The 12675-nt window shown below is 42.4% G+C and carries 8 protein-coding genes; 3 read left to right on the top strand and 5 right to left on the bottom strand.

The annotated features are described in order from the left end of the window. The first annotated feature begins 86 nt into the window (after nt 1–86). Together F6K53_RS27505 and F6K53_RS27500 are read left to right on the top strand one after the other, a co-directional pair. Nucleotides 87–968 (top strand): alpha/beta hydrolase, encoded by an 882-nt coding sequence (locus F6K53_RS27505; protein WP_293082843.1) that lies wholly within the window; start codon nt 87–89, stop codon nt 966–968. Nucleotides 969–1110: 142 nt separating this feature from the next. Then, nucleotides 1111–1245 (top strand): hypothetical protein, encoded by a 135-nt coding sequence (locus F6K53_RS27500; RefSeq protein ID WP_293023704.1) that lies wholly within the window; start codon nt 1111–1113, stop codon nt 1243–1245. An 18-nt stretch (nt 1246–1263) separates the two neighbouring features. Here F6K53_RS27500 and F6K53_RS27495 read toward each other — a convergent pair whose 3' ends face one another. The 4 genes from F6K53_RS27495 to F6K53_RS27480 all read right to left on the bottom strand — a co-directional run bounded on the left by F6K53_RS27495 (nt 1264) and on the right by F6K53_RS27480 (nt 7949). After that, the gene (locus F6K53_RS27495) at nt 1264–1995 is read right to left on the bottom strand and encodes an FkbM family methyltransferase (protein WP_293070760.1); all 732 of its coding nucleotides are present in this window, start codon (nt 1993–1995) and stop codon (nt 1264–1266) included. A gap of 4 nt (nt 1996–1999) precedes the next feature. Continuing rightward, nucleotides 2000–4114, bottom strand: coding sequence for a nucleotide-binding protein (locus F6K53_RS27490; RefSeq protein WP_293082840.1), 2115 nt, complete (start codon nt 4112–4114; stop codon nt 2000–2002). Nucleotides 4115–4969: 855 nt separating this feature from the next. Beyond that, nucleotides 4970–5803 (bottom strand): PIG-L family deacetylase, encoded by an 834-nt coding sequence (locus F6K53_RS27485; RefSeq protein WP_293070764.1) that lies wholly within the window; start codon nt 5801–5803, stop codon nt 4970–4972. 61 nt (nt 5804–5864) lie between these two features. Beyond that, the gene (locus tag F6K53_RS27480) at nt 5865–7949 is read right to left on the bottom strand and encodes a glycosyltransferase (protein ID WP_293082837.1); all 2085 of its coding nucleotides are present in this window, start codon (nt 7947–7949) and stop codon (nt 5865–5867) included. Nucleotides 7950–8004: 55 nt separating this feature from the next. On the opposite strand from F6K53_RS27480, the gene F6K53_RS27475 reads away from it, so the two are divergent. Next, nucleotides 8005–8208 (top strand): hypothetical protein, encoded by a 204-nt coding sequence (locus F6K53_RS27475; RefSeq protein ID WP_293070768.1) that lies wholly within the window; start codon nt 8005–8007, stop codon nt 8206–8208. Here the strand turns inward: F6K53_RS27475 and F6K53_RS27470 are convergent. After that, nucleotides 8205–12452: a tetratricopeptide repeat protein gene (locus F6K53_RS27470; protein WP_293082834.1), complete on the bottom strand. Its 4248-nt coding sequence runs from the start codon at nt 12450–12452 to the stop codon at nt 8205–8207. The two genes, F6K53_RS27475 and F6K53_RS27470, sit on opposite strands and share 4 nt — an antisense overlap. Between the last annotated feature and the right edge of the window lie 223 nt (nt 12453–12675).

Below are 12675 nucleotides of genomic sequence, written 5' to 3'. Positions count from 1 at the left end.
ACCCCGCTCGGGTAAGCACTGACTAACATAATTGCGCTTGTGAGGGGGAAAATCAGGATTGTCCTCTGATTACAGCAATTCAACTGATGTTTCCTGATTTTCTGCCCTCCAATACCCAGCAGCTAGTTGAGTCTAGCTCAATTGTTCTTGCTCAAAGTATCCAGCGTCAAGCTATCTCAACTCCCCTGAGCCCACAGGCCATTGCCACAACTTACGTTAATCAGGGTAAGGGTGGCACGCCGATTCTGTTACTCCATGGCTTCGATAGTTCCCTGCTAGAACTCCGCCGCTTGCTACCACTGCTGGCTCAGGACAATGAAACCTGGGCAGTGGATTTGTTGGGTTTTGGGTTTACGGATCGCATGGCAGGGACTCCATTTAGTCCCAATGCGATCGCAACCCATCTCTATTATTTCTGGAAAACCCTGATTAGAACACCAGTCATTGTAGTCGGAGCCTCGATGGGAGGTGCAGCGGCGATTGATTTTACCCTCACTTACCCCCAGGTGGTTAAACAGTTAGTATTAATAGATAGCGCTGGCTGCACCAAGGCTCCCCCGATTGGGAAGTTCTTATTTCCTCCCTTAGGCTACCTAGCGACAGCATTTTTGGCTAATCCCAAGGTAAGGCAAAGTATCAGCAAAAACGCTTACTATGATAAAGGTTGGGCGTCTGAAGATGCCCGAATTTGTGCTGCATTGCACCTAGAAATGCCTGGTTGGAATCAAGCCTTGATTGCGTTTACCAAAAGTGGTGGTTATGGTGATTTTGGGGATAAGCTGGCTCAGATTAGCCAGCCAACTCTAATTTTATGGGGTGACCATGACCAAATTTTAGGCACTGCTGCTGCTAGCAAGTTTAAGGATGCGATCGCACAATCTCAATTAATCTGGATTAAAGACTGTGGTCATGTGCCTCACTTGGAACAAGCTCAAGTTACTGCTGAGCATATTTTAGAATTCGCCTAGAATTCGGCATATAGCAAAGGGAACAGGGAACAGGGAACAGGGAACAGGGAGCAGGGAGCAGGGAGTAGGGAACAGGGAACAAACATTCTCTCAATTGATTTAGGATTGCTATAGCTTCAGGAGTATAGCGGTTTTTAGCCTAATGAGGTACACAGGATTTTTCCTCTGTTCCCTCTTCCCCTCCTGGGAGGGGTTAGGGGTGGGTTACTCTTTCCTGTTCCCTGTTCCCTGTTCCCTGTTCCCTAAAACCAGGAACTCTGTACCTCACCAAATTTAAAACCGCTATATAGCATTTTCAATTTAGATTTGAAAACGCGATCGCATGTCCAACATACCAGGAAATATTGGGATAAGCTGGTTCCAGGGGCATGATTTTATATCCTAGAGAGTCAATAAACATCTCAATGGTTTGATTCTTCAGTTTAAAGGAGTCTTGATTCCCATCATCTACTTCATAAATCAGGATGGGGTGATAGTCTTTAATAGTTTGAATCATCCCCCTTAAAACATTAATTTCTGCTCCTTCCACATCGATTTTCACGACTGTTGGGGGTTTCAAAGTTTTTTGGGACACCAAATCATCAATAGATACAAGGTCAACTGTCATTTCACCCCTGAGATCTGGAGGTGTACCCGCTGTAGCTAAAGTAGCTCCCCCTGAATGATGGGCCAGCAACAATTCTCCGGTTCCGGTTGATTCAGAAACTGCTTGTGGGAAAACAGTAACATTGGAGAAACTATTAAGCTCCACATTCCGTAGAATAATGTCAGCATTGTTTGGAACTGGCTCAAACGCATAAACCTGTCCAGATGGCCCAACTAGCTTCGCAGCAATAATAGTAAAAAAGCCAATATTGGCACCGATATCATAGAAGATATGATCGTGGTTTAAGCAGCTTGCTAAGGCTTTCTGAAGCGGAAGTTCATAGGTACCACGTGCAAAATCAGGATTAGAACCATCCCCATGGAATTTTAGTCCTGCACCTACTCCATTGTTAAGGGTTACCTGTTGATTGCTTAAATTCATTAGTCTACACCTTTGCTACAAAATTTTGAAATACACTTCCTGTATCATTTCCCCATTCCCAGTTAGCAACAATCCCAACTCGGTTAATTCTAAGACGCACCGCATCTGGATAAACATCTGTAAGGGCACGATACAATACTGGTTCATCATTGATGAAGATCATGTAATTCATGCCATCAAAAATCATGCGGAGCCGATGGGAAACACCCCAGTAAATGCGTTTCCCCACATTTGTCCAGACAGCATCAAATAATTCTTCAAAGCCATTGAGATAGAAAAAGGAAGACATTGAAGCACCACCGTAACAGTCATCTAACCAGTTATTGATAGTGATATAATTGTCAGCATCCTGCCAAAAGATAAACCCTCCACGACCTTTTTCTCCCTGTCCTCGTCTAGTTCCAGGGGGAGTAATGTCTACCTGTAAATCCGCTATGTCTGGGTGATCCCAATCAATGGTGTAGGCAGTGCGACCTGGATTAGGATGTTTAGCATCAGCTTGGACTTTGGCTGTACTATTCCCAGTCAGCTCAATTACCCCTAGCCCAATATTCCGATGCCAGACTTTGCTACCACTAGTGGTGGTTTTTCCCATCAAGTCCCCAGCTGCACCAGCAAAATCTTCAGTGATAGCTATTTCGGTACCCTCTACTACCCAAGGGGAGCCAAGGTCGAGTTCAGAAGGAATAGGGATAGTGCGTGGGTGAGCCTCAAAGGAGCGAAAATACAGACTATGGTTAGAGTTAATCCCACCAATGCCAACACCGGTAGCGTTTTCCAGGCGGGTATCTGTAAACCACTTGTTAAAGACTAACTGGCCATTGAGATACAGGCTGAAGGTCTTACCATCATCCAATATCTGTAAAGAGTTGATCGCTGTTGGCTGTAAATACCATAGATCGCTAACAGCTAAACATTCCCAGCTATCATGGTCTTGAATCATAAGTTGACATTTGTCCCCGTCTGCTAGGAAACTCCAGAATTGGTTTTTATCCTGAACACGCCACACAATGCGGACTCCAGTTATCTGAGTAGAGGTTTCAATCAACAAATGGATTAGCCCAGAGGGTGTGGGACACTCCAACATAGCGACGCTATCTGGTTGAGTGGCTCTAGCACCATCAGCTGTTAACTCATAACTTCCTTGAGAGACACTCCACAAACCACCCTTGTCCGCTTCAGCACCATCTAGCAAACCATCACCAATCAGGTCATCTGCTGCCTGAGCTGTACCGTACCAGGTGGCGATGTCTGAAATTTGGGCTACATTAGCGCCATAGATTCGCGTATCGACTTCAAAACCATTCTGTCCCAGAATACTTTGGTATACACCAGCATATACTGTGGCATCATCATTGAAAGAATCAATAGCAATGGGACGCATGTTAGGGTAAGCGGCAAGACCATGAGCATTAGGAACAGAAGCAGCATAATAGGCAGCTCCCTTTTCCCGCAGAACAACGATGTAATAAACCTGGAGATTTTGTAAGCCCCTAAATGCTGAGAGCAGATATCCCCCCAACCGAGTCCACAACTCTCCATTTTCTGCCCCAGTGGCATGAACAATAAAGGCATTTCCCTCTGCAGTCGGGTCAACAGGAACTTCCCTGGGGAACCAACCCACTGCTAGATTCTCATCAATATTTGGCAATTTAAACGGTTTGAAATATCTGGAAATTCTGGAGGTACTACGAATCCACCATAGGAGCTTTCGCAACATCCTGCTTTTTCCCTGACTGGAAGTCCAACGCAAAAGTCGTTTAGCCGGTTTATCTGTCTCAGGACCAATCATCCACCGATGGAGTCGTTCTGTTAGGGGCTCAATCCTTTCGGTCTGGGATGTATTATGACCATTGCTCAGAAACACTCCAAAGGCGAGTCCATTGGTACGGGTGTACGGACCATAAGCAATGCCCTGTCTGCCCCACGCAGGTTTTAGCAGAGGCTGGAGACGTAATGCGCCATTGTCAATCCCAATCAGCTTTTCGACATCTATACCCTTACGAACTGCACCACTGGGAGTTTTAGTACCAATGGTTTTACCTGCACAACAGTTGTCTGAGAATGTGTCTGTGAAGGATTTGTTTACTAAATTTTCTGGTGGAGTTAATTGTTGCATGTTGTTGCTTAATGTTTATATAGTGTTTTAAATTGGGTGAGGTACTTTCATCCTAGGGAGTAGGGAGTAGGGAGTAGGGAGTAGGTAATAGGGAATATATAACAGGTAACAGTAGGAAAGATCCTCGAGTTTTTTTTGGTGTTATGCTAAATAAGCAATGTCAAACCCTATCGGGTGTATCTCACTTTTGTAAATTTTGCGTAGGGTGCGTTAGGGGTGGGATTGCCCTGATTTTCCGCCTCTTCGTTCCTGGTTGAAATAGCCCACCCCGTAACGCACCACCCGCTCAAACAGCTTTTAGGAGATGCACCCAATCCTATCTCACCTGCTCCCTTGCTTTCAGAACCATTAAATTTAAATGAAGACCAGCTTAGATGATAGCTGACATTGTCAAGAACAACAAAAAAAATAAAATGGATATATGATGTCCCATATATCCAGAACTGATATGACTGACTGATAAAGGTCTTGAACACTCTTATTAATTATGATTTCATGATTATCTTGAATTAAGTTGCCAAATTGGCTAATTTATCGCTATTTTTTAGACAATTTATAAATTGTGATAGGTACAAATTCCAGGGTTTTAGGGAGCAGGGACTTCGGAGCAGGTAACAGCGGATCTGGGAAAGGGGAATAGATAACAAAAATATGTCTTAACCTTTACTTAGAAGGCTATAGACGGCTATATAGTTATTAAATAGGGGTAAAACAGCACAGGCTAAAAATCAAGTGCATTGTTATATAAAATTTGAAGTCTATAGCAATCCTAAATGAATTGTTATAATTTTTGTTCCCTACTCCCTACTCCCTACTCCCTACTCCCTATTCCCTTTGCTATAGCGTTTATTATAACTATTCAGAATTATGATTCAAACTATATCGACGAAATAATTCATATTTTTGAAAAAAGCAGTCTAAAAACTCACCCTCTGACACATCCTTTAAGGTTAGCCAGCGTGGATTATCAATGAGTTGTTTCATTTGAGATTGATGTTGGTCTAGGGCAGTACGTTTGATATCAAAAACATCACCAATATAGACAGATAATCTAAAATCATTCAGTAAACTAAACCCTGACATGATGGTTTTTTTTAAAAAGGAAACCAGGTTTGGTTTACTCCCTTCCACCCTTGTCCAAGGCCAGTGATTCCAAAACCATATAGGATACTCATAAACTGTCACATCAAATTTAATTGTTTTGAGTGAAGCTACGACAATTTCATTAGTAGCATTATGGTCAGATACACCATCGTTGTAGTAGGGAATAAAAATTTCTTCAGGAAGATAGTTAAGAATAATTTTGGCAACGTTTTGGATAGCAAATTTTCTGGTTTTATCTAATGTTCCATCTTTGAATTCCAGAAAGCTGACATCATGCTGTTGCAGACCAAGTTTTTGAGCGGCTGCTAAGGCTTCATTAGCACGTATTGATTTTACTTGATTTTCTGGAATCAGATGAGCATGAGATTGACATCCATCTGTCATAAAAACAATTTTTACATCGGCTCCGGCTTGCTTTTTACGGATAATTGTTCCACCACAGCCCAGGGTTTCATCATCCTGATGGGGTGAAAAAATAATCGCCGAGCGTCTTAGATTATTTCTGTCATACTCAACTCTGGTTCTATGGATTAGAAAACGATAAAACTGGCGTACCAGAGTTTTTAAGGATAATTTATTGCTCATTTTTAACTTGTCACTTGTTACTATTCTCTGATCCGAAGTTCAACACTTCTGCCTTTGGCTTTCAAAGAATAGTCTTGTACTGCGTAAGTAAATCATCAACAACTTTCTCGAAAGAAAATAGTTCAACCGCTCGCTGATGTCCAGCTTGTCCCATGGATGTTTTAAGTTCTTGGTCAGAAAGAAGTTGCAAGATGGCGTCTGCTAAAGCATCAGCATTACTCCGTTCAACCAGCAGACCTGTCTTACCATCTTCCACAATCTCGGGAAAAGCACCAGCTTGGGTAGCAATAACGGGAAGACCTGCGACCATAGCTTCCACAATTGGCATCCCAAATGCTTCGTGACATACTGAGGGAAATACAAAAATGTCTGCCTGCTGATAATAATTGACTAACTTAGATTGAGGAAGGGAGCCAGTGAAGGATACTTGGCTGGCTAGATCAGCACCAAAGTGATCATTCAATTCGGACAGGTATCGTCTCACGTAACCTGTCCAACTTTCATCACCGTAGAATGACGCTAATTCTGCGACTTTGGAGTCATCACTTAATCCGACAATATAGTCGTAGGGTAATGCACCTACAGGACCAACGAGATCAAGTTTGGTTTGAGGGCAGCGCTCGAGCACTTTTTTAAAAGCCTCTAATAAGACATGGGAGCCTTTTTCTGGAGATACTCTCCCCACGTAGAGTAATCGTTTAGCAGGATTGTTGGTGCTGCCATTTTGCTGATTATGGCTGACATAGAAATTCATGAAGCGATCAAGGTTTACCCCATTAAAAACCGGCTGACAGCGCTCGGCAAATTTAGGAAAACGCTGGCGAATCCCTTCTGTGATATACTTACTAGTACCAATAACTAAATCTACCTTACTAAGCCGCTTTTCTAGAATTTTGTGATCGAGTTGGATCAACCACTCACAATGCATGTGCAGGGCAATTTTTATTCCTGGGTTCAAGGCTCGTATCACTGGAATAAACTGAGATAAGTTGTGAATGTGAACAACATCACATTGCTGTTTTATCAAGTCATTAGCTACTTGTAAAATATATCCGAGGTAATAGAGTTGGGAGCCAAATATAGGACGTTTTTGATTCTGTAATCCTGGATTTTTTTCCAGATAGTTTAGCATTTTTTTATCCCGGCCTATGGGAATATATCGATAGTCTACTCCATCATGACTTGCCGTATTAAAGCGTTCTCCTGGTGTATAGACAATAACATCACAATCTTGAACTAAAAGACGCACGAATTCATAGGTCAAAATTCCGATAGAATCCATCGGGTTTGGAAACGATGTCATCACAAAGGGTTGACAGACAAATGCTATCTTTAATCGTTTCTTAGAATCTGCTCCGTTTAATTGATGATTTAATTTGTTGTTTAATTTGTTTTGCTCTCGGTCAATCCTAGCTAATTTATTGCGCACTAAAGTGGTGTAGACTTCAGTGTTACTGGGATGAAGTTTGAGGACATTGTGATAGGACGCGATCGCATCATCTAATTTGCCTTGTTCTTGGAGAGCAACTCCTAAGGTATAATGACTGTTGACCAAGTCTGGCTGTATTGCGATCGCTTTCTGGTAGTAAGCCACCGCAGTCTTCAAATCGCCCCCTTTTTTCCGAGTAACGCCCAAATCGTGATTTAAGGCAGCGTAGTAGGCGTGTTTTTCTTGGGAAAGCTGCCCTTGAGCATAGAGAGCATTACCCAAATTCACATCAGCTTCAGCACAGTTGGGCTGAATCTCCAAAGCTTTTTGATAGCATGCGATCGCATTTTCCCACTTGCCTTGTTGTTGTAGAGCATAGCCAAAGTTGTTGTAAAGCGCTACCGAGTTAGGCTGTAGGGCTAACGCTCGCTGATAAGCTTCCACTGCTTCTGACAATTGACCTTGAGCTTGACGCAAATTGCCTAAACTGAACCAAGCCTTGAAAGACTCCGGATTTACAAGGAGGGTTGTATTGAAAAACTCCTCAGCACTTTGGTACTTACCTATCTGTTGTGCTAGCATTCCTAACCCATACAAGGCATCTGGTTGGTTAGGTATTGCTGCTAGAATCTGACGATAAACTTGCTCAGCTTCCACCAAGCGATTGGCTCGATGATATTGAAGAGCAACTTGAAGTGCTTCAGAAAGTTGTGTCACTGTTGTAATCCTCAATTTTTAGTTTTTAATTGGTAATTGGTAATTGTATAGAGTTGTGAACATACTCGCGCTTGGGTATTGGCAAGAGGCAAGAGGCAAGAGGCAAGAGGCAAGAGGCAAGAGGCAAATTTTAATCAAGTATTTAGGGATTTTTAAGAACACCAAACAATCCTCCAAGCTCTTTCATTCTGCTCCCTACTCCCTGCTCCCTGCTCCCTCTTATGTTCATAAATCAAATACAAACGCTATATATAACTAGGGATAAGCAAAGTAAAAACTTTCTGAACTATGATTCAACATAATCGAGCGCAACTTTGAAGCAATCTCATCCCGTAGGGGAGCAGCTTCGGCTTGAGTCAGCCAAGTAAATAGTTTCTCCACAGCTTGAGGAGACGGATCAATTTTGAGTGCCTCTTGGAGCAGACGAAACGCACCAGCAAGATTCCCTGTCTTTAGGGGAATTACCATATGGTTTAGACAATAATTAAAGTAATGGTTACGAGCGTTGGCTGTAATTGCTGCACAATGCTCAGCAGGAAGATAGCTCTCGGAAATTTCAATCCCCAGGCGGATAGACGTTGCTTGAGCTCCAGATAATATCAGTTCACTGGTCATATTATTATCATGCTCACGGTAACGTGCCAAAATATCGCCTTCGTACCACCAATCATAAAAACTAGCAATACGCTTATAAAGTTCCCAATCAGGAGTATAAGTGTTCCCCGGATCGTAACACCCCAGATGTTCATGAGTAGAGCGACGAATCACAACTGCACAAGGATTCAAGACATTCGAGGTGCCAATCTTCCACAGCCAATCTTGATGGATACCCGTATCTTTTCCATACACTTGTTGGGAGAAAATTATCTTTCCTTTCTCATCGATATTTTCATAACCCGTAAATGCTGCTCCCACAGAATCACTACATGTTTCTAGACTCTTCTTCAAGCGGGAATAAAAACCTGGAAGAACATATTCATCTTCAGGAAGCACATGAATCCACTGACCGCGACTGAGGGCAATACCAAGATTAAAATTGCGTCGCGCACCGATATTTTCTGGATTGCGGTAGTAGCGAACTACCCCTCCCCCAATCGAATTCACCAAATCGTATAGAGGAGGTGTGCTGGCATTATCCATAACCAAAATTTCCATCTCCTCCTCGCCCTGCCATTGAGCCAATACACTCGCCAGACATTCCAGAAGATAGTCAGTACGGTTATATAAAGGAATAATTACTGTCCAAAACGGTCGTTTGTCTTCATTTACCGATACCTTCGGAATCCCTGGAAACTGATATCCCCCGATAGTAACGTCTGGTTGTTCTACCTGCGGTGGCGTTAGTGTCTCAGGAGATACTCTAGAACCGTTGTCAGGATTTACTACTTTCCCATACCGGGGATTGACTAGCATTAGCCCTTGTCGATAAGCAGATGCTGCCTCCTTTAACTGCTTCTGAATTTGATAAATCCTGCCTAAGTTAAAGTAGACTTCCCCATAACTAGGATTGAGCTCCAGAACCTTTTGATAAGATGCGATCGCATTTTCAAACTCACCTTGGTCTTGAAGCACCACTCCCAAATTGTAATGAGCGCTTACCCAATCTGACTGCATCGCGACCGCTTGCCGATAGTAAGCCACAGCATTAGTCAAATCTCCTGCCTTTTGCCGGGTAACCCCTAGCTCATGGTTCAACTGTGCGTAGTGTGCTTGTTTTTCTAGGGAAAGCTTCTCTTGAGCATGGAGTGCATTGCCGAGATTCACATCAGCTTCAGTGCAGGTAGGGTCAATCTCCAAAGCTTGTTGATAAGATGCGATCGCATCGTCCCAATTACCTTGTTGTTGCAGAGCATACCCAAGGTTGTTGTGAACCGCTATTAAGTTCGGCTGTATTGTTAAAACTCGTTGGTAATACTCCACCGAGTCAGACAACTGACCTTGACCTTGGCACAAATTACCTAAACTAAACCAACCCTTAACAGAATTCGGCTCCGCTTCCACAGTAGCTCTGAACAACTTCTCGGCCATCTCATACTGACCTGTTTGCTGTGCCAGCACCCCTAAGCCATATAAAGCTTCCGGATGATTAGGGTGTTGTTCCAAAATCTTATAGTAAACCTGTACAGCCTTGTTTAAGCGATTGGCTTGACGATGTTGAACAGCAAGTTGTAGTGCTTCAGAAACAGTTTCCATCGCAAATTGTCTTGGTTTATGGACTACATTTAATAGAAAATCTTCCAATGCTCTTACCGGTTTCAATTCACCATATAACTTATGCTTATTTTCAGCAACTTGATTAGATATGTATTGACGATATTGAGCATCTTGACCTAACCGTACCGCAATTTTTACATAATCCTCTTTACTCCCAGCAATTGTCTCTTCCAGACCCATCATTTTTAGAATTGCCATCGTATGCCGACCACGCATCAAATCTCCTGGCAATGTCACAATCGGAATATTATGGGCAATCGATTCCAAACTAGAGTTACATCCAGACCAACCAATGCTATCCAAGAATACATCCGCTATGGCTGAGGTTCCAGCAAACCTGCTGTTATCCAGAAATGGCAAAAATATGCAGTAGTCTGTATAATCGAGGCCAAATTTATTAAAAGCATCCCTTAAACGCTGGGTAAATATCTCAGTAACCTGGTCACTTTTAACATATTTAAGAAATACAAACTTACATCGACAATCTAACTCCTTAGCAATTCTAGGAAAAACATCATCATAGTGAGGTAAATACTTATATAAAGATTGGCAGCACCAGAACATAATCTCATCATCCTCTAAGCCTATGTCCTTTTTACTAATTGCTTCCGGTGTAATTTCCAAAGGGGTGTAATGGATAGAGAGATTCGGTAATCTAACTAACCTCTCACTATAATGCTCTTGAGCATTTTCTGCTTCCATTAAATCACTACTCAAGTAATAGTCAATCGTCGGCATTCCACTAGTATCGGGATGTCCCCAAGATGTCATTTGAATCGGAGCCAGTCTTAAACAACCCAACTTAACTGTAGTGGGGGACATCCCGAATTCCGGAAAAATCAGGATGTGTAATTTATCTTTTGTAATTACCTCACACCATTCTTCCATAGTCAAAGAACCTTGAACAAATTTGACAAATGATTTCGCGGCTATTGCTGTTTCCTTATCCTGTTTTAACCCGGTGTGATAACCAAATAGTTCAAAATTCGATCTATCTATATTTTCTACCCAGCCCTTAATCGGTATTTTCCAATTAGAATGATCCCAAAAGAATTCCGAAATAACCCCAATCCGAACTTTTTCATGAGGTGCTAAATTTGGTAGAGGAATTTTCTGGCTCCACCGGGGATAGCACTTCCACATGATCTGGCAAATCATTGCTCCATAAATTTGCTGTAACTCTCGGTTATTTAACCCTTGATAGGCCAGATAAAAAGGCTGAAACGCTCCCACCGCCTTAGCAGCACTTAGCAGTTCCATTGGACTTAGCTCTGTATCGCTCTGTGTATAGCTATCCGCTAATTTTTTCAGACTAGCTTGGTAATTATTTCGCGTTACCTTGATTTCATCAACACTTGAATAAATGATCGGAATCTGACACACGCACATGGCCAGTTTAGCTTCAGCCAAGTTAGGGTTAATACTTAATGCTTGCTGGTAAGACTGTAGGGCTTCTTCTAGCTTGCACTGTTCGTGGAGTGTATTTCCTAAATTGTTATAAACCTCAGCAAAATCAGGTTTCAGCCTAATCGCTTCCTGATAGGACTGTAGCGCTTCCTCTAACTTGCCCTGTTTTTGGAGTATTGTTCCCAAATTGTTATGAGCGTCAGCATAGTCAGGTTTAAGCCTAATTGCTTCTTGGTAAGACTCTCTTGCAGCATCTAACTTGCCCTGTTTTTGGAATAGAGTCCCCAAATTGTTATGAGCCTGAAAACAATCTGCTTTAAGCTTAATCGCTTCCTGGTAGGACTCTCGTGCAGCATCTAACTTACCCTGTACCTGCAGTACATTTCCCAGATTACAATAAGCCTGAGCATAGTCAGGTTTAACCCTAATCGCTTCTTGGTAGCACCGTACCGCTTCCGATAACTTACCCTGACTATAAAGTAAATTTCCTAAATTGTTATGAGCCAGAGCATAGTCAGGTTTAACCCTAATCGCTTCTTGGTAAGACTGTACCGCTTTGTCTAACTCTCCTTGTGCCCAGAAGATATTTCCCAAATTGTTATGAACTTCAGCAAAGTCAGGTTTTAGGGTTAAAGCTTGTTGGTACAACCCTACCGCTTCCTCTAGCTTATTTTTTTCCTCAAATATACTTGCCAGATTAGCAATGGCTATCACGTTATAGGGCTTCGATAAAAGCTTTTCCTCACCCTGATTATCCCCCTGAATCTGTATTACCTGTCTGTAGATAGATTCAGCCTGATCTAATTTACCTAATTGATGATTTTGAGCAGCTGTATTGATTAGAGATTCAAGGTTTGATTCTAACAATTGGTTGGTAGTCATATAGCGGTTTACAGGGCAGAGCTAGGTGGCTGTAACAGGACTTACGCATTTGCCCCCGTTGGTCCCCCAATTCTGGGGGACTTTGACATCATTCCCCCCCAGAATTGGGGGGATAGGGGGGCGAAATAAACTTCACCGCGTAAGTCCTGTGTAATACTAAATCCGTTTTGATTAGATATCAATCATGAAAAATTATTTCCCCCTAGTTGTCTGGTCAGTTTGG

The sequence above is a fragment of the Moorena sp. SIO4A1 genome (assembly GCF_010672065.1).
GTDB lineage: Bacteria > Cyanobacteriota > Cyanobacteriia > Cyanobacteriales > Coleofasciculaceae > Moorena.
Note: the sequence above shows the minus strand (reverse complement) of the source record. Positions and strands in the feature narration are given on the sequence as shown.

Coding starts and splice junctions, on each gene's coding strand:
- F6K53_RS27495 (WP_293070760.1), bottom strand. CDS start 1,995: ATGAATTTAAGCAATCAACAGGTAACCCTTAACAATGGAGTAGGTGCA.
- F6K53_RS27485 (WP_293070764.1), bottom strand. CDS start 5,803: ATGAGCAATAAATTATCCTTAAAAACTCTGGTACGCCAGTTTTATCGT.
- F6K53_RS27470 (WP_293082834.1), bottom strand. CDS start 12,452: ATGACTACCAACCAATTGTTAGAATCAAACCTTGAATCTCTAATCAAT.
- F6K53_RS27505 (WP_293082843.1), top strand. CDS start 87: ATGTTTCCTGATTTTCTGCCCTCCAATACCCAGCAGCTAGTTGAGTCT.
- F6K53_RS27490 (WP_293082840.1), bottom strand. CDS start 4,114: ATGCAACAATTAACTCCACCAGAAAATTTAGTAAACAAATCCTTCACA.
- F6K53_RS27500 (WP_293023704.1), top strand. CDS start 1,111: ATGAGGTACACAGGATTTTTCCTCTGTTCCCTCTTCCCCTCCTGGGAG.